Genomic DNA, 20,567 nt, shown 5'->3' on the forward strand with positions numbered 1-20,567 from the left:
GGGGCTTCGAAGGCGCCGCCGCCCTCGGAGATCTCCACCTGCTCAAACCTTCCAACCTCCACCGTGACTCCGCGCGCCTTCCCCCCTAGGCTCCGCTTCCGCGCGTACGGATTGCGTCTGAGGGGGTATTGGGAATGGATCGTCGGCTGACGGCGCTGGTCGCCTTGTTGTTGATGTCGGGCTCGGCGCTGGCGCAGACCGCGCCGCCCGCTCCGGCCCCCGCCGCCGATGCGGCAAAGCCGGACAAGCCCGAGAAGTGGAACGTCAACGCCCCGCCCGGCGTGGCCACCCGCGAAGTGCGCATCGCCGTCGACAACGGCACCTGGATGAATGTCGACGTCTCGCGCGACGGCAAGCTGATCGCCTTCGACCTGCTGGGCGACATCTACACGATGCCGATCGCCGGCGGGACGCCGACCCGGATCGCCGAGGGCCTGGCCTATGACCACCAGCCGCGCTTCTCGCCGGACGGCAAGCGCATCGCCTTCACCTCGGACCGCGGCGGCGGCGACAACATCTGGGTGATGAACCTGGACGGCAGCGACAAGCGCCAGGTGACCAAGGAAGACTTCCGCCTGCTGAACCAGCCCAGCTGGAGCCCGGACGGCCGCTTCATCGTCGCCAAGAAGCACTTCACCACCGGCCGCTCGCTGGGCACCGGCGAGGTGTGGATCTACCACGTCTCGGGCGGCGGCGGCGTGCCGCTGGTCAAGCGTCCGAACGAGGTGCTGCAAAAGGAGCTGGGCGAGCCGATCTACGCCGCCGACGGCAAGAGCATCTTCTACGTCCGCAACGTCACCTCGGGCCCGATCTTCGAATACGCCCAGGACTCCAACACCGACCTGTTCGACATCGAGCGCTACGACCTGGAGACCGGCGAGGTGACCACCGTCGTCTCGGGCGTCGGCGGCTCGGTGCGCCCGACCCCGTCGCCGGACGGCAAGAAGATCGCCTTCGTCCGCCGCGAGCGCGCCAAGTCCAAGCTCTATGTGAAGGACCTGGCCTCGGGCGAGGAGAAGAAGGTCTATGACGCCCTGGACCAGGACGTGCAGGAGACCTGGGCGGTCACCGGCGTCTATCCGAACATGGCCTGGACGCCCGATGGCGCCAGCGTGGTGTTCTGGGCCGGCGGCAAGATCCGCCGAGTCAACGTCGCGGACGGCGCCAACAGCCTGATCCCGTTCAAGGTCGACGACACCCGCGTGGTTATCGACGCCATCCACCCGAAGGTCGAGATCGCCCCCGACAAGTTCCAGACCAAGATGCCGCGCTGGGCCAGCGTCTCGCCCGACGGCAAGTCGGTGGTGTTCGAGACTCTCGGCAAGCTGTGGATCAAGCCGACATCGGGTGGCGCTCCACGCCGGCTGGTGACCGGCGACGAGGCCGAGTTCGAGCTGTTCCCCGCCTGGTCGCGCGACGGCAAGACCATCGTCTTCGTCGGCTGGACCGACCAGGGCCTGGGCCACATCCGCACCGTCTCGGCCGCCGGCGGCGCGGCCAAGGACGTCATGAGCCAGCCGGGCCACTTCGGCGTCCCGCGGTTCTCGCCGGACGGCAAGACGATCGTGTTCGAGCAGCGGCGCAGCGGTGGGCTGACCTCGTCGCGCTGGTCGCAGAACCCGGGCGTCTATCGCGTGGCCGCGACCGGCGGGACCCCGGTGCGCATCTCCCGTGAAGGGTCCGAGCCGCAGTTCGGGGCCAGCAACGACCGCGTCTTCATGCTGATGTCCGAGAAGGGCAAGCGCCAGCTGGTCAGCACCAACCTCGACGGCGAGGCCAAGCACGTCCACGCCAGCGGTGAGATGGTCAACGACTATCAGGTCGCGCCCGACGGCCAGAACGTGGCCTTCCGCCAGAACTACGAAGCCTTCGTCATGCCGCTGCTGCCGGGAACGCAGGACGTCTCGGTCGACCAGAAGGGCGGCCCCCTGCCCGTCACCCGGGTCAGCGCCGAGGGCGCGGACTTCATCAACTGGTCGAACGGCGGGGCCCAGATCCACTGGAGCATGGGCCCGACCCTGTTCACGGCCAGCACCGAGGCGCTGTACGCCAACGCCCCGGCCGCTGAGGCTCCAAAGGACGCCTCCAAAGACAGCGCCAAGGAGTCTGGCAAGTTCAAGCCGGTCGCCACGGGCCTCTCCCTGTCGATGGAGGTCGCCGCCGACAAGCCGACGGGCGTGGTGGCCCTGACCGGCGCCCGCATCGTCACCATGGCCAGCAAGGATGGCGGCGTCATCGAGGACGGCGTCATCGTCATCAACGGCGACCGCATCGTCTCGGTCGGGCCCAAGGCCAGCGCGGTCATCCCCGCCAACGCCAAGCTGATCGACGTGGCCGGCAAGACCATCATCCCGGGCCTGGTCGACGCCCACGCCCACGGGCCGCAGGGCGAGGACGACCTGGTGCCGCAACAGAACTGGTCGTCGATGGTCAACCTGGCCATGGGCTCGACCACGATCCACGATCCGTCGGCCCGCGCCGCCGAGATCTTCGTGGCCGGCGAGATGCAGCGGGCCGGCAAGATCCTGGCCCCGCGCACCTTCTCGACCGGCGAGATCATCTACGGGGCCAAGGCGCCGGAGGTCTATGCCGAGATCAACACGCTGGACGACGCCCTGGCCCACGTCCGCCGGCTGAAGTCGCAGGGCGCCCACAGCGTCAAGAACTACAACCAGCCCCGCCGCGAACAGCGCCAGATGGTGGTGATCGCCGCCCAGAAGGAGGGGATGGAGGTCGTGCCGGAGGGCGGCTCGCTCTACAGCATGGACGTCAGCCTGGTGCAGGACGGCAATTCGACGCTGGAGCACAACCTGCCGGTCGAGCACTTCTACGACGACATCGTCAGCCTGTGGTCGCAGACCAAGACCAACTACACCCCGACCCTGGTGGTGGCCTATGGCGGCCTGGCCGGCGATCCTTACTGGCGCCAGCACATGGACGTCTGGAAGCACCCGCTGCTGTCCAGGCACGCGCCGCCGGCCCTGCTGGCCGCGCGCAACGTCCGCCGCCCGTCCGCGCCGGAAGAGGACTATGTCGACGGCGCGACGGCTCGCGAGGCCAAGAAGCTGGCCGATCGCGGCGTGCAGGTGGCCATCGGCGCCCATGGCCAGCAGGCGGGCCTGGGTCCTCACTGGGAGCTGTGGTCGTTCGTGCGCGGCGGCTGGACCCCGGTGGAGGCCCTGGCGGCCGGCACCATCAGCTCGGCCCGCAGCCTGGGCTACGACAAGGACGTCGGCTCGCTGGAGCCCGGCAAGCTGGCCGACCTCCTGGTCCTGGACGCCGACCCCACGGTCGACATCCGCAACAGCGACAAGATCAACCGCGTGATGCTGGGCGGCCGGCTCTACGACCCGACGACCTTGAACGAGGTCGGCACGGGCAAGCGCACGCGTCAGCCCTACTGGTGGGAACGCTCGGGCGAAGCCTATGGCGGCAGCCAGCCCGCGGAGTCGACGACCGAGGACGTGGGGTAAGGGGCCGCGGATCTGTTGGCTTGAAACACCGGCGGGCCGCTCAGCGGCCCGCCTTTTTCATGCGTCGATCAGCTCACGATCGATCGGGTCCTTGATGTCGAAATACTGAACCGTCAGACGCGCGCGCCGAAGGACCGGACCGGCGCGATCGCCAGCACGAAACCGACGCCGCCCGAGGCGGTCATCACCGCCAGCGCCAACAGGCTCATCGGGTCAGCGGCCTTGAACCCGTCGAGCAGCAGGCCAAGGCTGGCGCCGAAGATGGCGCTGGACAGTTTCAGCGTGGCGGTCAGCAGGGCGAAGGCGGCCATGTCGGTGCGCACGCCAGTCTGCTCGGCATGGTCGCGGATCGCCGCGCTCATGCCGCGCCAGAACAGTGTCATCACCCCGCCCAGGCCGACGCCATGCGCGCAGCAGGCGACCAGGGCGACCGGCCCCGACCAGGGATCGGCCAGAAAGACCGCGCCGGCGATCAGGGCCAGGGTGGTGAAGCCGAGCGCCTGGGGCCCGACATCGCCCCGGGACGGCCAGCGCGCCACGGCGATCGGGCCGATCAGGTTTCCGAGCACCAGGGCGAACAACAGGGCCGCGCCGGTGTGGTCGTGAGGCCCGTCGCGCTCGACGAAGGTGACCATGCGCGCGGTCATGCTCAGCGGTCCCGCCTGGGCGGCCGCGGCCAGCAGCAGCCGGCCTATGCCTCGCGGCGTGGTCAGGCCCTTGAGGCGCGGCGGCGTCGCGACGACCGGCGCGGGCCCGGCCCAGCGCAAGATCCATCCGGCCGTCAGCGCGATCAGGATCGCGATCGCCCCGACCACGACGATCTCGCGCCCTTCGCGCACGCCCTGCCCGACGACCAGGAAGGAGAGCGCCGCCACGCAGAGCCGGGCCAGGGCGCTCAACGCCTGGCGCAAGACCACGTACCGCTCCGCGTCGGCCCCGTCGCTGGGCAGCAGCGACACCAGCGCGTTCTGGGCGACATCGTAGACCGCGTAGGCCGTGCGCAGCAGGCCTAGCGCGACGATGAGATAGGCGAACGGAGGCAAGGCGCCGTGAACCGGGCTGAAGACGATGATCAGCGTCGTCGCCGTGGCCAGGCCGGCGGCGAACTGGATCAGCAGGATCCGCCGGCGGCTGCCCTCGGCCCGTCGCAACAGGAAGGCGACGCCGATATCCAGCACCGCGCCATAGGCCATCGAGAAGAACAACAGCAGCCCGGTCTCGGCCGCCGACAGCCCCAGCCGCACATTGGCGTAATAGGCCAGCAGCAGGTCGGTGAAGGTCCAGGCCAGGCTTTTGGCAAAGTGACCCGCGCCATAGGCCGAGCGCAGCAGGGCCGCGCTCGCGGGACCATTCGCTCGAAGGGGCTTCTGGATCGACGCCATGCCGCGTCTATGGGGCGCGACGGAAACGGTTCAATGACAGCAAATCGGTGACGCCCGGCGGTTGGTTCGCGCCAGAAGGGGACTCTGGCGCATTTGCATTGAGTACGGCCCAGCGGGTCTAGCGCAGATAGAACTGGCGATGAAAGGCGAACATGTCGTCGAAAAGGCAATACTCCGGCGCGCCCAGGTTGATCACGGGCGACTTCGAGGCGACGGCGCCCACCCAGCGCCGCCAGGTCGCCTGGAACTGGCTCGCCTCGCCTTCCGTGAACCAGGCGACCGGATAGCCCAGCGAGACGTGGAACCGGTAGACGTCGTGGTTCGGCGAGCGGATGGCCAGGAGGCGGGACAGGCGGTCGCGCAGGCCGCGCAGCCTGGCCTCCTCGGCGGCGTCGACGGGCAGCAGCAGCAGGGTCAGCGGCCTCGCCGGATCCTGGAGCTGTTCGAGGTCGACCTTCAGGCGGATCGGCGGCGCGTGGTCCAGGGCGAACCCTTTCAGCCGCTCGCCCAGCACCCGGTCGCAGTCGGCGATCGGCAGGTCCAGCGGCAGGTCCGCCGGCCAGCTCGCCTTCAGGCGCGGCCGGTCGTTCGCGCCGCCGAAGATCGTGGTGTGGTAGCTGGACGGCGGCAGCCACGCGACCTTGCGGGCGAACGGCAGGGCCGGGACCTCGCGATAGATGTCCAGAAAGGCGTCGAACGCCGCCGACCGCTCGCCCTGCTGGTCCAGGTGGCAGATGATCGTGTTGCCGGCGAACCGAAGGGGCCGACCGTCTGGCAGAAACTTGCTGAAGACGTCCGGCGGATAGGCCGGGCGGCTGGCGGCCCCCGCCCGCGCCGCCGGTCCGGCCACCGCGACGCCCGCCGCCGCCCGCAACAGCGCGCGGCGGCCTTCGGAAAGGAGATCGCCACGCCGCATCAGAAGTCCTTGCGCAGGCCGAAGCCGAAGTAGCGGCGGTCGTCGCGCGGTACGAAGCGCACCACGCCGCTGCCGAAGGTCGACATCATCGACGAATAGTGGGTGTTGGCCAGGTTCTTGGCCAGCAGCGTAAAGCGCCAGTCGCCGGGCGCGGTGACGGTCACGCCGGCGTTCCAGATCCCGTAGGCGTCCTGCACCGTGTCGGGGGTCTGGTTGATGCTGTACTGCGTCTTGCTCCGCCAGCTGTATTCGGTCGTCAGCTCGACGACGAAGGCGCTCTCCAGCGGCAGGCGGTAGTCGGCCCGGGCGTTCAGCTTCCAGTCCGGCGAGAACGGCAACGGCTTGCCGTTGACCTGGCACGAGGCCGCGGTCCCGGTCGGGCATTTGAAGTCGTCGATGCGGGCGTGGATATAGGCCGCGGCGCCGGTCAGGGTCAGGCCCCGGACGGGCTTGGCCGCCAGGTCGGCCTCGACCCCACGCGTCGAGACCTTGCCGGCGTTGATCAGCCGGGTGACGGGCGAGCCGTTGTAAAGGTCGTAGAAATTGACCTGGTAGTTCGAGAAGTCGGTGACAAAGCCGGCCAGGTTGGCCTGCAGGCGGCCGTCGAACAGCCGGGACTTCAAGCCGACCTCATAGGCGTCGTTGGTCTCGGGCTTCAGGACCCCGGTGTCCTGCGGCAGCATGCTGAAGGCGACGTTGTAGGCGGGGCCCTTGTAGCCGCGCGAATAGGTGACATAGGCCATGCTCGCCCCCGTCAGGTCATACCGCGCGCCCAGGCGGGCGGCGTAGCCGTCCTTGTCGGTCGAACCGGCGCTGACGAAGCTGGTCTGGATGCCCGCGACCGGGGTCGGCGACGAGGAGACGCGCTGGAAGCGGTAGCTCAGCGCGTCGCGCACGCCGCGCAGGCCGGCGATCAGGCGCAGGCGGTCGGAGGCGTTGATCGTCGCCTCGCCGAACAGCGAGGTGTTGTTGTCCGTGACGCCGTAGTCGGCCAGGCCGTTGAACACCGCGCGGGTGGTCCCGGTCAGGGTGGTGGTCTCGCGGCGATAGAGCTCGTCGTCGGTCGCGCGCATGAAATAGGCCCCGACCACGTACTCGATCAGGCCGCCCTTCGGCGAGGCCAGGCGGATTTCCTGCGACAGCTGCTCGAAGCCGAGGTCGCCGCGATCATGCTGTTGCGGCAGGCCCGCGACCACGCCGGGCAGGCGGTCCTGGTCCTGGAACTGGATGTTGTCCCAGCGGCGGAAGGCGGTGACGCTGGTCAGGGTGTGGCCGGCGAAGCTCCAGTCCGCCTGCAGCGACAGGCCGCTGTTGAAGTCGCGGGCGTGGGTGTCGAGGTTGCTGTTGATCTGGCGGTTGTCGTCGCCGGGGACGACGGGTCCCAGAGCGGCGGCGAAGGCCGGGAAGTTGCTGACGACGCCGGTCGGATAGGCGGTCAGGTAGGTGCGTCGCGCCACGCCGGTCGGGGCGGTGTCGCGCGAGGCCATGTAGTCGGCGACCAGGCGCAGGGTCAGGTCCTGGTTCGGCGTGTAGACCAGCTTGCCGCGCGCGCCGGTCCGCTCGTAGCCGTTGACCGTCTCGCCGTTGAAGACGTTGGTGACGTTGCCGTCGTACTTGCCAGTGAAGAGGTTCAGCGACCCGGCCAGCTTGCCGGCCACGATCGGGCCCGAAAGGCCGGCCTTGAACCGCCGCTCGTCGCCGCCCGTGCCGTAGAAGGCCTCGCCATAGGCGTGGAGGTCCTGGCCGGGATCCTTGGTGACGATGTTGACCACCCCGCCCGAGGCGTTCTTGCCGAACAGCGTGCCCTGCGGCCCGCGCAGCACCTCGATGTGGTCGACGTCCAGCAGGTCCAGCGTCGCCTGGCCCTGGCGCGCCAGCACCACGCCGTCGACCACGGTCGAGACGGTCGGCTCGACGCCGGGCGAGGTCGAGACCGTGCCCAGGCCGCGGATGAACAGCGCCTGATCCTTGTTCGAGGCCGCGGTGCGGAAGTTCAGGGTCGGCACGATCGTGGCGATGTCGCGCAGGCTGTTGAGATTCGACCGCGCCAGTCGCTCGCCGTCGACGACGGTGACCGCCACCGGCACGTCCTGCAGCTTCTCCGGCCGGCGCGTGGCGGTGACGATGATCTCGGCGATCGCATCGTCCGCCTGGGTGTGGGCCGCCTGGGTGTGGGCCGCCTGGGTGTGGGCCGCCTGGGCGTGGGCGGCGTCGAGGGCGACGCTCGTCAAGGCGATGGCCAGGGCGGCGGACGAACAAAGACGGATGCGTAGTCGCATGACGAAATCCCCGAAGCGCCGTGGCGCGGCTTAAAGTCACTCGCCGTGGGTGCAATGCAACCTGGAACGAGCCTGTTCGATGCGCTATTGCACTTTTTATGCGTACATTATGTGACGAAGTACAGAGCTCGGATCCAGAATCTCACTTTTCATGCGTGAGATGGATGGCGCCATGATCGAGTCGCGCTATGAGGGCCGCATGGACGCTCCCTCCCCGCCCTCGCGCCCTCCGGAACTGACCCGCAGCGAGCGCCGGCTGCTGGGCCTGCTGTTCCGTCGCGGCGGGGCGACCCAGGCGGCGTTGATCGAAGCGACGGACCTGACCCAGCAGTCCGTCTCGCGCCTGGTGGGCGGCCTCGCCGCCCAGGGCATGGTGGTGTTTGGCGAGAAGGCCAGCCTCGGCAAGCGCAGCTACCCGTCCACCTTGGTCCACCTGGCGCCCGATCACACCTATGGCCTGGGCGTGGCGGTGATGGCCGACGCGGTGGCGCTGGCGGCGGTCGACTTCGCCGGCAAGGTCCGGTTCGAGCGCAAGGCCCGGATGGGCGCGATGCCCGTGGCCAAGGTGCTGGCCTGGACCGACGCGGCCCTGGCGGAAGCCGCCGACGCCCTGGGGCGACCGCTGGGGACTCTGGCGGGCCTGGGGATCAGCGTCGCCGGCTCGTTCATCGGTGACGCGCCGGGCTTCAACACGCCCCACAGCCTCGAAGAATGGGCCGGTCTCGACGTCGCCCGACTGTTTTCGGAGCGCTACGCCCTGCCCGCCTTCGCCGAGAACGACGGCAGCGCCGCCGCCATGGCCGAGGCGATGATCGGCGTCGGCCGCTGGGCCAAGAGCTTCGCCTATCTCTATCTGGGCGCCGGGGTCGGCGGCGGCGTCGTGCTGGACGGCGAGCTTTGGCGCGGCCGTTTCGGCAACGCCGGCGAGTTCGCGGGCGGCCTGCCGGGCAACATCTATCCGTTCCCCAATCTGGAACTGCTGCGCCTGATCGTGGCCCAGGGCGGCCAGCGGTTCGACACGGTCGACGAAATGACCGAGGCCTATGATCCCAGCTGGCCGGCCATCGACGAATGGATCGCGCGGGTCCGCGACTCCCTGTCGATCATCGCCTCGAACGCCACGGCGATCCTCGACCTCGAAGCGATCGTGATCGGCGGACGCACGCCGCCCGACCTGGCGCGGCGAATGATCGGCCACATCGAGCTTTTCGACCAGAAGCGGCGATTGGCGCCGCGGCCGACCGCACGGCTCGTTCCCAGCGAGGCGCCCGGCGAGGCCGCCGCGATCGGCGCGGCCATGCTGCCGTTGCGCGCCGTCTATTTGAGCTAGAGTATCGAGGGCCGCCCCAGATAAAACTGGCGCTTGAAGGCGAACATGTCCTCCAGCAGGCAGTATTCCGGCGCGCCTAGCTCGATCACCGGACAGGCCTTGGCCAACCGGTCGCGCCAGCCGGCCAAGACGGCGCGGAACGCCCGATCCTCCTCCGGTGTCAGCCAGCGATAGAGATAGGCCAGGGTGACATGGAAGCGGTAGGCGTCCTGGCCCGGCGCCCGGATGCCCAGGACGTCCGACAGGCGAGACCGCAGGCGGCGCAGCTTGGCGTCCTCGGCCGCGTCCAGCGGAACCAGACGAATGGTCAGGGGCCGTTCGGCGGGCGGCGGCTCGGCGAGGTCGACCCGCATGCGGAAGGGGAGCTCGCAGTCGAGGTCGAAGGCCTTCAGCCGCTCGCCCAGGATCCGATCGCACTCGGCCATCGGCAGGTCGAGCGGCAGGCCCGCGGGCCACAGTCCGGGCCGCCGGTCGGAATCGTTGGCCCCGCCGAAGAGGGTCATGTGATAGCTGGACGGCGGCAGGGCCGTGATCTTGCGGCTGAAGGCGTGGGCCGGCAGCTCGCGATAGACCTCCAGAAGGGCGTCGAAGAATTCCGATCCCGGCCCCTGCTGCGACAGGTGGCTGATGATCGTGTTCCCGCGAAACGGCATGACCCGACCGTCGGCGCGGAACTTGCGGCCGACGTCGGGCGGATAGGCCCCACGCTCACCCGCCAGGGCCGCGCCGGCGAGGCCCAGCGCGGGCGCCGCCGCCAGGAGTACGCGTCGGCTGAGCATCAGAACCTCGCCGACACGCCGACCATCACGGCCCTGGGCTGTTTGATCCGCGCCACCGGGATCTCCTTGTCGAGGCCCAGATTGGTGTCCACGCCCTGCCCCGTCAGGTTCGAGCCATCGATGCGCAGGGTGTAGGTCTTGTTGATGTCGTACGATAGCGAGGCGTCGATCTTGTCGGACGGCAGCACCCAGCGGATGCGGTAGAAATTGGCCGGGCTGGTCGTGCCGTTGCCGATATAGCGCTCCTCGGTCATCAGGTCGGTGTGGTTCCAGGCCACGCGGGCGCGCAGCTTGTCGCCCTCGTAGAAGACCGAAAGGTTGGTCGCGTATTTCGGCTGGCCCGGCAGGCCATCCAGGGTCTTGGGCGCGCCGTCCGCCAGCTTGATCGGAAAGTCGGTCTTCGAGGCGATGCCGTTGAAGTTGACGCCGAAGTTGCTCCAAGCGCCGGGCAGGAAGGTCAGGTACTTGATCAGGTTGACCTCGACGCCTTGCGTCGTGGCGGCCTCATCGGCGTTGACGGCCGTGGTCAGCACGCCCGAAACCAGCGTCCCGCCGCCGACGTCGATGTCGGCCGTGCGGCCCAGCGAATAGATCTCGTTCCGGATCCGCTTGTGGAACAGGGCCAGCGAGGCCAGGCCCTTGCCCTCGTCCAGGTACCATTCCAGCGACAGGTCGAAATTGTCGGAGACCCGCGGCTTCAGGTCCGGATTGCCGGTCGTCAGCTTGGGCAACGAGGCGTCCGCCAGGTTCAGCGAGCCGCCCAGCAGGGCCATGTCGGTCAGCTTGGGCCGGCCGATCGTGCGGCTGTAGGCCGCGCGGATCTTCTTGTCGGGCGCGAGGTCGTAGATCGCCTGGGCCGACGGCATCCAGTGCGAATAGTCGCTGGCGGCGGTCACCGGGTCGTAGGTGGTCTTGCCGGCCTTGGTCGTGGCGCGGAAGCCGGTGGTCTCGACGTCGGTCGCCTCCAGGCGCAGGCCGCCCTGGACCGTCCAGCGGTCGGTCTTCCAGCGCGCCATGCCATAGGCCGCGTAGAGGTCCTCCTGGATCCAGAAGGCCTTGCTGAAGGCGCTGGCCGTGTCGACGGTCTTGGGGACAGTGGACAGATAGCGGTCCAGCATGCCGATCAGCTTGCCCTGGTCGACGAAGACCATCTGGCCGGCGTCGCAGTTCAGCGCGCAGATCCGCGTGGTCGAGGCGACGTCGGCCAGGGTGTAGGGCATGCCGGTCTGATAGCTCTTGGCGTAGTTCTCGCCGTGCTGGCGCCGGATCGCGCCGCCGCCGAACTCGACGCCCAGGCCCGTGTCGCCGGCGTCCATGTTGTAGGCCGCCTTCAGCCGGCCCTCATAGTTACGGGCGTCGGTCTTGTAGCGCTCGTCATAGTGCTGCGGGTTCGACGCGCCGGTCCCGCCGACATAGGCGGCCAGATTGTCGTAGGCGGTTTGGTTCACCGGGGTGAAGGCCACCTCGTCGTCGCTGACGTCATAGCGGAACGACAGGCCGTTCCGGCTGAAGTTGTCGCTGATCTGCGGATTGTTGTAGGTGGCCCGCGACGCGGCCAGTTTCAGGCCCAGCGTCCAGTCGCCGGCCTGGTAGTCGACGGCGCTCTGCAGGCCATAGACCTTGCGATCGAACAGCAGCTTGAACGAGCGGACGTTCTGGGCGACGTCGCCGGGCTGGCCGGCGCGCGGCGAGAACACGCCCGAGGTGGCGGTCTGGCCGCTGACCAGGGCGTTGGCGCCGATGCTGGCGATCATGTCGTTGCGCAGCGACTTCTCGTTCTGGCCGAAATAGTAGCCTGTCGTCCGTACACTGAGTTTCTCGCTGGCCCGCCAGTCCAGGACGCTCATCAGCGAGCGCCGCTCGCGGGTGTTGTCGTAGGCGTACCAGCGCCGCTCGACCGGGGCCGGGCCCGCGCCGACATAGGGCTGGCCGGTGTTCTTGCCGCTGGCGTCGAACCAATAGGCCGAGCTGCCGCGCTCCAGCTGCGGGATCCACATCTCGCGCCGCCAGTACGAGGCGCTCAGCGTCAGGCCGAACTGGTCGTCCGCGCCAAAGCGGCGGGTGACGAAGGCCTCGGCCTGAGCCACCGGGCGCTCGCCGCCCTTCGACTTGTCCTGAATCTGGTAGCCCAGCTTGGCCGAGAAGCGGGTCTGGTCCTTGCGAAAGTCGAAGGCGCCCGGAAGCCTGAAATTGATCGAGCCGCCGACGGAGTGGCCGTCCATGTCCGGCGTGCTGGTCTTGTAGACCTCCATGCGCGAGGCGATATTGGACGGCAGGGTCTCCAGGTAGAACTGGCGGCCGCCGCCGTTGGTCTGGTTCTGGTTGTCCGGCGAGGCGATCTGCAGACCGTCCAGGGTAGTGGTGATGTAGTGGGCGTTGAAGCCTCGGATGCTCGCGAAGCGCGGCTCGCCCTGATAGTCGTAGACACTGACGCCGGCGATCCGCTTCAGCGCGTCACCGACGCTGAAGTCGGCCATCTGACCGATGTCATCAGCCGAGATCGCGTCCATCACCTGCACCGTGTCGCGCTTGGCGGCGATGGCGTTGCGGTCGGCCGCCCGCTGCCCGACGACGACGATCTCGTCGACCACGGCGGTCTGCCGGGCCTGGGCGACACCGCCCAGCGCCCCAAGCGCGGCGCCCGCGCAGAGCATGGATTTGACGACGATAGACATGTGAGCGCCCCTTGATGCCTCTGACGCCAATTAAATAACAGTCTGTTATTTAATATTTGTGACGGTCGGGGGATGAGCCGGTCGCGCCCCGCGGGCTAGAAGAAATGATCGCCGAAAGCCAAGGCCGCCGCGCCGAGCGCCGTGGCGTCGCCCTCCACCCGCGACCGAAGCAGCGGCGGGAAGGCCCGGTCGAGGTCACGCACGGGCGCGGTATAGAACGCCGAGCGCGCGATCAGGGCGTCGGCCAAGGCCGGGGTCAGGCGGCCGCCCAGCACGATCGCCTCGGGATCGACGATGGCGGCGATGGCCGAGAGGATGGCCTCGAACTGCGCCCGCGCCCGCTCGGCCCATCTGTCGATGATCGGGTCGCCGTCCGGCAGCCCCGCCAGCATGGCCTCGATCGAGTCGAAGCGCCGGCCGTCCGCCTCCAGCAGGGTCCGCAGCAGCTGGAGGGTCGGCCGGTCCTCGCGGCGTTCGGGCGGCAAGACGCCGGTGAACTCGCCAGCATTGCCGTTGCGGCCTCGCCACAGCCTCCCGTCCAAGACCACCCCGCCTCCCAGGCCGCGGCCGACATAGAGATAGGCGAAGCTGGAGAGCGCCTTGCCGAGACCGTACAGCGCCTCCCCCATCGCCGCGGCGTTGCCGTCGTTGTCGATCCACACGGGCAGGCCGAAACGGGCGCTGAACTCGGCGTCCAGGTCGGCCAGGGCCCACTGCTCCATGACCAGCGGCGTGTTGATCTGCCGCCGCTGCCCCGTGAAGAACCCCGAGACGGCGACGCCCACGCCGAACAACCGGTCGCGATCGATGAGCGCCTCACCCGCCATCTCGTCGAAGCTGTCCGCCAGCCGCGCGATCGCCGCGTCCTTGTCGAAGGCGTCGAAAGGCTCACGCCGCTGGGCCCGCACCCGACCTTGCAGGTCGATCAGCACGACCGAAAGCGCATCCTCGGCGATCGAAACCCCGTAGGCGAACGCCGCATCGGGGGCCAAGCTCAGCGGCAGGCTGGGCTGTCCCCGCCCGGCGATCACCCGCTCGCCCTCGACGACCAGCCCCCCCTCGATCAGGTCGCCGATCAGGCGGGTGACGGAAAGCGGCGCCAAGCCCGTCCGTCGCGCCAGGTCGGCGCGCGAAAGCGGACCGAAGTCGCGGACCAGGGTCAGCAGGCGACGCTCGTTGTCCGTACGGCCGGTCCGGCCGGCGGTCGTCGAAAAGGGTCGTTGGGGCATGCTGCGAATCCGGCCAGCCGCGAGCGTCTCCGTGCGATAAGGTCATCACGGCCGTCCGCCAAGCGGCCGTCGCAAGAAGGCGTCACATCCGGGGCGCGCCCAACAGGGAGATCCAGGCCCGCCGGGCCGCGCCGAGGCCGAGCCTGGCAGCGGGTCGAACGTCGCCGCTAGCGCGGGCGAACCCTGTCGCGTCCGCCCGTCCTTTCGAGCTTGGCGAGCAACCGATTGTACGTCGATTGTCGTATCGGTCTTCCATCGCGCAGAGACCGCCAGGTCGTCTCGCTCACGCCCAGCACTTCCTGCAGCCAGACCTTGGTCACCGCCGGCAGCGCACGACGAAGGACCAGGACCTGCTCTTGATCAACAAGCACCATGTTCATGTGTCGGATTCCACGGATGAGTCTCTAGGTCATGCTGGCGACCGACAGGCCGCCGTAGGGGGAACGTCAGGGCTTCAGAGTCGCGGCCTTGAGATCGGCGCCGCCCTTCAGGGCCAGGTCGTCGGAGGCCGCGCCGACCGCGACCTGATAGCCGCCCTTGTCGATGATCCAGCGATTGGTCTTGACGTCGAACCGGCCCAGCAGGCGCGCATCGGCGGCAAGCGTGACACGGCGGGTCTCGCCCGGCTTGAGATCAAGCTTGTCGAAGCCGATCAGCCGCTGCAGCGGCTTGCCTCCAGCCCCGGTCAGGTAGACCTGCGGCGCCGCCTTGCCGGCTCGCGGGCCGGTATTGGCCACGTCGAAGCTGACCGTCAGGGTGTCGCCCCCGGTGACCTTCAGGTTCGAGAAGGCGAACGTCGTGTAGGACAGGCCGTGGCCGAAGGCGAACAGCGGCTTGTCGCCGGTCTTGGCGAAGCGCCGGTAGCCGACATCGGCCCCCTCGACATAGTTGACGTCGAAGCGCGTCTTCTCCGGCGCGCCGAGACCCGGCAACTGCTCGCGCGGATATTGAGCCAGCGAAGCCGGGAAGGTCACGGGCAACCGGCCCGAGGCGTCGACTTCGCCAAACAACACGTCGGCGATGGCCTCGCCGCCCCGCGCGCCCGAATACCAGGCCTCGACGACGGCCCCGGCCTGTTTCAGCCAGGGCATGGCCACCGCGCCGCCGGTCTGCAGCACGACGACGGCCTTGGGATTGGCCGCCGTCACCGCGGCGATCAGGGCGTCCTGGCCGTCGGGCAGCGACAGATCGACGGCGTCCTCGCCCTCGCCCATCCACTGATTGCCGAACACCACCACCACGTCGGCGGCCTTCGCCGCGGCCACGGCCGAGGCGACATAGCGGCCGTCGTCGAAGGTCACCTTGGCTTGCGGCGCCAGCTTGCGGATCGCGGCCAGCGGCGAGGACGGGTGGAAGTACTGGCTGCGGAACTGGGCCATCATCCCCTCCCCGCCCAGGGGGATGATCGTCTTCGCGCCGCCGGGCGGCACGACCTGGGAGGAGCCGCCGCCCGACAAAACACCGGCGTCGGCGTGGCCGCCGATCACCGCGATCGACCGGGCGGTCCTGGCCAGCGGCAGCAGGCCTTCGGTGTTCTTCAGCAGCACGACGCCTTCGCGCGCGGCCTCGAGGCTGACCGCGCCATTGGCGGCGTAGTCGATCTCGGACTTGGCGGCGGGGCGATCGAAGAGGCCGGCGGCGAACATCGAGCGCAGGATCCGGCGGCTCATGTCCGAAAGACGCGCGGCCGGGACCTCGCCCTTCTCGACCGCGGCCTTCAGGGGCTCGCCGAACCAGGTGGTCCCGTCCAGTTGCTCGCCGGACTGCTGGTCCAGGCCCTTGAGGGCGTAGTCGGTGGCGTGAACCGCGCCCCAGTCGGACATCACCCAGCCCTTGTAGCCCCAGTCGCGCTTGAGCACGGTGTTGAGCAGGTGGTCGTTGCCGCAGCTGTAGTCGCCATTGACCAGGTTGTAGGCGCACATCACCGAGCCGGGCTGCCCCTTTTCAATGGCGATCTCGAACGCCAGGAGGTCGCTCTCGCGGTGGGCGCCCTCCTCGATCACCGAATTGGCGGTCATCCGGCCGGTCTCTTGACCGTTCAGCGAGAAGTGCTTGATCGTCGATATGACGCCCTGGTCCTGGACGCCCTTGATCGCCGACCCCGCCAGAGAGCCGGCGAGCCAGGGATCCTCGCCCAGATATTCGAAATTCCGGCCGTTGCGGGGATCGCGCGCCAGGTTGACGCCCCCGGCCAGTTGCACATTGAACCCCTTGGCGCGGGCCTCGCGGCCGACCATCGCGCCGCCTTCGTAGATCAGGCGGGTATTGAAGGTGGCCGCCTGCGCCAAGCCTGACGGCAGGGCGGTCGCGCCGTCGCCCGGCCGCACGTTCAAGGGATTGGTCACGCCCAGGCTGGCGTCGCTCTCCTGCAGGGCCGGAACGCCCAGACGCGGCACGCCGGGGAAATAGCCGGCCGATCCGATCGCGCCTTGCGGAACCTTGAAGCCCAGGACCGGCATGGCCATCGGCCCGTGCAGCAAGCTGATCCGCTCATCCACGGTCAGCGCCTTGTCGAGCAGCGCGGCGCGCGCGTCCGGCGAGAGCTTGGCGTCGGCCCACGGGCGTTCGGCGGGCGCGGCGGCTTGGGCGGCCACGGCGAACGTGAGGACGGCGAGGCTAGAAGCGAGTGACATGAAATTCCTTGGCTTCCCCCGGCCCTCATGACGAGGACCCCGCGATTCACCGTTTCTGCGCCGGCGAGGGCCAAGGCTTAGCTCGATACGAAAACGTTTTCTATAATAATCGAAATTGGTCAGGCCTCTTTTTCGCGGACCGATGCGCGGCGCTTCGCGGGAGGGCCTCAGGGGGGCGGTGGCGCGACCGACTGACGAGAGATCAAGCGATAGTCCAGCTGTCGCTCCTTGATCCGCGCCCGAAACCTCTTGTCGCCAAACCCGGCGATCAGCATGTCCACCGCGGCCTCGGCCATCTCGGCGATGGGCTGGTGAACGGTCGTGAGCGGCGGCCAGGATGTTTGCGCGGCCATGGAGTTGTCGAAGCCGACGACCGAGATGCGCTCCGGCACCCCTACCCCATGCTTGGCCAAGGCGGCGAGCGCGCCGATGGCCATCTCATCATTGCCGGCGAAGATGGCCGTGGGGCGCGGGTCCAGGGCCAAGAGGGCTTCGGCGGCCCTGAAGCCCGAGCCGCTAAAGAAGTCGCCGTTGGCGATCCAATCGCCGGGAACGGTCGCGCCGCGGTCTCGCATGGCGGCCAGATAGCCCGCGCGCCGGCGGACCGCGGCGCGATGGCCGGCGGGACCGCCTATGAAGGCGATGCGGCGATGCCCCATGTCCCACAGGCGCAGGGTCTGCTCCCGGGCGGCCTCCTGATCGTCCATCCAGACGTAGGGCGCGCGGTCGACATCGCTGTTCGGCGCCAGGCGGACGTAGGGGATATTCGCATCCTCGACCGCGGCCAGCAGCCCGAGGTCGTCACAGAGCGGCGGGGTCAGGACGAGGCCGTCGAAGGCGGCGTCCCGCAGGATCGCGCCCAAGGCTTCGGGCGGAATGACGCCTTGCGGAGTCTCGATCTGCTCGACGACAAGGTGGTAGCCGGCGCGGCGGCAGGCGGTCATCGCGCCAAGCTGAACCTCCCCGACATAGTGGTAACCGCCCAGGCGCAGGAACATGACGCCGATCAGATAGCTGCGACGCCCCGACAGGGCGCGCGCGGAGACGTTTGGCCGGTAGCCGAGGCGCTCGACGATTTCGAGGACCCGGGTGCGGACTTCGGGCCCGGCTCCCTCTCCCCGATTGAGAACGCGGGAGACCGTCGCGATCGACACACCCGCTTCGCGCGCGATGTCGATGATCGTGACACTCTTGTCGTTGCTTTTCCCCATCGCCCAACCTCTAGCAGGAATCGCCGCACGGACGAGCCCCGGCCTTGCTCCGGCGAACGCTCGCGACGACAAAAAAGCGGCGCGCCCTAAGGCGCGCCGCTGGTCGCCGAAGCGACGAGGGTCCCAGGGAAAGGGAGGAGGAACCCGAGAGAACGCGGCGCGATCGGCCGCGCCTATATTCCGACTAGAAGCCCATCCGCGCGCGGAGGCCGACATAGCGCTTGGAGTTTCGCGGCAGCAGTTGAGCGACCGCGCCGGCGTTGGACGAGCCGGTATAGCCGAGCGAGCTGGCGTAGTGCTGGTCGAACAGATTATTGACGAACAACGCCACGCGGTAGTTGTCCTCGTCACGACCCGCGACGCCAAGGCTGGCGTTGACCACGCCGTAGGCTTTCTGGCGCGAGATCGGCGTACCCAGGAGGTCAAGCATGACGGCGCTCTGGTGCGTGTACTCGGCCGTCACGAAGCCGTCGAAGGGCAGGTTCGGCAACGCGACATCGTAGGCGCCCGCCAGCGAGTACTTGAACTTCGGCGAGTTGGCCAACGACTTGCCCGACAGGTCCTGGAAGTTCTGAGTCCCGACCCGGCGGCACCCCTCGGCGACCGTCTGGTTGGTGTAGCAAGGCGCGTTCGTGAATTCGCGGATCGTCGCGTCGGTATAGGCGGCGGTGGCGTCGATGCGCAGGGCGCGCACCGGCTTGGCCGAGACCTCGACCTCGACACCCTTGCTCCGCAGCGAGCCGACATTGCTCAATTGCGGGACGATGGTGCCGTCCGGCTGGGTGACGCCGCCCTGGGCCTGGAAGTCGGTGAAGTCGGTCAGGAAGCCCGTGACATTGAGCTGGACACGGTTTTCCAGGATCCGGCTCTTCAAGCCCAGTTCATAGGCCTTGCTCGTCTCGGGACGCACCGGCTTGGCCGCCCGCCCGGGATTGAAGCCCGTGCTGATGTCGAAGCCCTGGCCCTTGTAGCCCGTCGACAACGAGGCATAGGCCATGATGTGTTCGGCCAGGTCCTGGCGCAGCGCGACCTTGTAAGTGACGTGATCGTCCTTGGCCTTGCCGGAGCAGACCGACAGGCACGAGGCGTTGTTGGCCGGCGGGTTCGCCGTCGGCGTGGTGTTGACGAAGGTCGCGTCGATGGACTCGTGGTTGAAGCGCACGCCGCCGTCCAGATGGGTCTTCTCGCCGACGTGGTAGGTCAGCTGGGTGAAGGCGGCCATGGTCTTGGTGCCGGCGGTCGCCGCCCAGGCCGTCGCGGCGTTCGGGCCGCGCGCATAGGAGCGGTTCGAGTCGCCGTCGGCGTAGAACAGGGCGAACAGGTAGTCGAGCTTGCGCGCGCCGCTCGAAACCAGCCGCAGTTCCTGCGTGAAATTCGTCGAGTGGAACGGGCCGCCGGCCGTCGAGCCCTTGGGCAGGATGCTCGTCGGATCGGCGGCGTTCAGCAGCGTCGGGGAACCGAGCGTGTCCAGGTCCTCGAGGAAGCGGAAGCGCCAGTCCTGATAGCTGGTGATCGACACCAGGTTGGCGCCGCCCAGGTCCAGGCTGGCGCGGCCGTTCAGCATGGTCTGCTTGCTGGTGTTCTTCGGCTCGGTGTCGAGACGGATCTTGTAGTTGTCGTCCCCGGGCGTCAGGCCCGCGGTTGACAGGGCCAGCGGCGCGCCAAAGGCGCTGGCGCCCGGATTGACGCTGCGGAACGTGCGGACCTGGCCATCGGTCTTGGTGTTGGTGTGCGAGGCCGTCAGGCTGATGTTGAGCGCTTCGGTCGGATCCAGTTCAAGCCGCCCGCGGACACCGTAGGACCTGTCGCCGTTCAGCTTGTTACCGGTGTTGAGGTTGCGGATATAGCCGTCGCGATCGCCGTAGAAGGCGTTGAGGCGGAAGCCGGCCTTGTCGGAGATCGGGCCCGAGACCATCCCCTCGACGCGCTTTTCGCCATCGCTGGTGAGCGTGCCGCCGACGGAGCCCGTCAGGGTCTTTGTCGGCTTCTGGGTGACGATGTTGATAACCCCGGCGGCGGCGTTCTTGCCAAACAGCGTGCCTTGCGGACCGCGCAGGATTTCCAGGCGAGCGATGTCGTTGAGACCGGAGAAGGCCTGGGCCTGCTGCAGCAAGGCGACGTCATCGACCACGACCGCGACGCTGGGTTCGATGCCGATGCTGAACGAGAACGTGCCGATCCCGCGCAGATTGATGCTGTTGCCGGTGGCGTTGGTGTTCTCCGTGACCGTCAGGCTGGGCGAGACGCGGACCACATCCGTGACCTGGACGACGTTGCGCGCTTCCAGCTGCTCGCTGCTGACGGCGCTGACGGCGGCGGGCACGTCCTGCAGGTTCTGTTCGCGCTTTTGCGCGGTGACGACGATCTCGTCGAGCGCCACGGCCTGGTTGGCCGGCTGCGGCGCGGTCTGCGCCCAAGCCTGGCCGGAAGCCGCGATCATGGCGGCGCTCGCCATCCAAAGAAGACGCCTGTTCATTTCCCCTCCTGTTTATTTTAGCGAACGGTCTGTCCGGTCGCGCTTAATCTGTCTTACCAATTTTTGGATTTAGGGTCGTGGCGTCAACCTCTTTTTGCCTGACAACCTGAGCGATCCAGGCCACAATCGACTAGCGCGCCACCCCGGCCGACAGCCTGGGCGCGCAAATACAGGCCGATGATGA

The 20,567-nt window shown here is 68.4% G+C and carries 12 protein-coding genes; 2 read left to right on the forward strand and 10 right to left on the reverse strand.

Features of this window, described 5'->3' with window-relative positions:
* Positions 1-134: 134 nt before the first annotated feature.
* Complete coding sequence (locus AC1RNC_RS10345) at positions 135-3,473, forward strand: amidohydrolase family protein (RefSeq protein ID WP_492885947.1); 3,339 nt, start codon at positions 135-137, stop codon at positions 3,471-3,473.
* A 113-nt stretch (positions 3,474-3,586) separates the two neighbouring features.
* Here AC1RNC_RS10345 and AC1RNC_RS10350 read toward each other — a convergent pair whose 3' ends face one another.
* From AC1RNC_RS10350 to AC1RNC_RS10360, 3 genes are all read right to left on the reverse strand, one after another.
* The gene (locus AC1RNC_RS10350) at positions 3,587-4,855 is read right to left on the reverse strand and encodes an MFS transporter (protein WP_492885949.1); all 1,269 of its coding nucleotides are present in this window, start codon (positions 4,853-4,855) and stop codon (positions 3,587-3,589) included.
* A gap of 118 nt (positions 4,856-4,973) precedes the next feature.
* A complete protein-coding gene (locus AC1RNC_RS10355) occupies positions 4,974-5,771 on the reverse strand; it encodes a DUF1868 domain-containing protein (protein WP_492885951.1) in 798 nt (265 codons plus the stop codon).
* The gene (locus AC1RNC_RS10360) at positions 5,771-8,050 is read right to left on the reverse strand and encodes a TonB-dependent receptor (RefSeq protein WP_492885953.1); all 2,280 of its coding nucleotides are present in this window, start codon (positions 8,048-8,050) and stop codon (positions 5,771-5,773) included. Before AC1RNC_RS10360 ends, AC1RNC_RS10355 begins: the two co-directional genes overlap by 1 nt.
* 172 nt (positions 8,051-8,222) lie before the next feature.
* Between AC1RNC_RS10360 and AC1RNC_RS10365 the strand changes: the two genes are divergently transcribed.
* Entirely contained in the window at positions 8,223-9,380 is a 1,158-nt protein-coding gene (locus AC1RNC_RS10365; protein ID WP_492885955.1) for an ROK family transcriptional regulator, read from the forward strand.
* On the opposite strand, the gene AC1RNC_RS10370 is transcribed toward AC1RNC_RS10365, so the two are convergent.
* The 7 genes from AC1RNC_RS10370 to AC1RNC_RS10400 form a co-directional block, all read right to left on the reverse strand.
* Positions 9,377-10,159, reverse strand: a complete 783-nt coding sequence (locus AC1RNC_RS10370; protein WP_492885957.1) for a DUF1868 domain-containing protein — start codon at positions 10,157-10,159, stop codon at positions 9,377-9,379. The genes AC1RNC_RS10365 and AC1RNC_RS10370 overlap by 4 nt on opposite strands.
* On the reverse strand, positions 10,159-12,834 hold the full coding sequence (locus AC1RNC_RS10375) for a TonB-dependent receptor (protein ID WP_492885959.1): 2,676 nt from the start codon (positions 12,832-12,834) through the stop codon (positions 10,159-10,161). Before AC1RNC_RS10375 ends, AC1RNC_RS10370 begins: the two co-directional genes overlap by 1 nt.
* A gap of 95 nt (positions 12,835-12,929) precedes the next feature.
* The gene (locus tag AC1RNC_RS10380; protein WP_492885961.1) at positions 12,930-14,063 is read right to left on the reverse strand and encodes an ROK family transcriptional regulator; all 1,134 of its coding nucleotides are present in this window, start codon (positions 14,061-14,063) and stop codon (positions 12,930-12,932) included.
* 167 nt (positions 14,064-14,230) lie between these two features.
* Complete coding sequence (locus AC1RNC_RS10385) at positions 14,231-14,443, reverse strand: hypothetical protein (RefSeq protein ID WP_492836972.1); 213 nt, start codon at positions 14,441-14,443, stop codon at positions 14,231-14,233.
* A gap of 66 nt (positions 14,444-14,509) precedes the next feature.
* Complete coding sequence (locus tag AC1RNC_RS10390; RefSeq protein ID WP_492885963.1) at positions 14,510-16,696, reverse strand: beta-glucosidase; 2,187 nt, start codon at positions 16,694-16,696, stop codon at positions 14,510-14,512.
* 167 nt (positions 16,697-16,863) lie between these two features.
* Positions 16,864-18,123, reverse strand: a complete 1,260-nt coding sequence (locus AC1RNC_RS10395) for a LacI family DNA-binding transcriptional regulator (protein WP_492885965.1) — start codon at positions 18,121-18,123, stop codon at positions 16,864-16,866.
* Positions 18,092-20,347, reverse strand: coding sequence for a TonB-dependent receptor (locus AC1RNC_RS10400; protein ID WP_492885967.1), 2,256 nt, complete (start codon positions 20,345-20,347; stop codon positions 18,092-18,094). Before AC1RNC_RS10400 ends, AC1RNC_RS10395 begins: the two co-directional genes overlap by 32 nt.
* Positions 20,348-20,567 lie beyond the last annotated feature (220 nt).

It is taken from the genome of Caulobacter sp. GW822-FHT01G02, assembly GCF_058802865.1.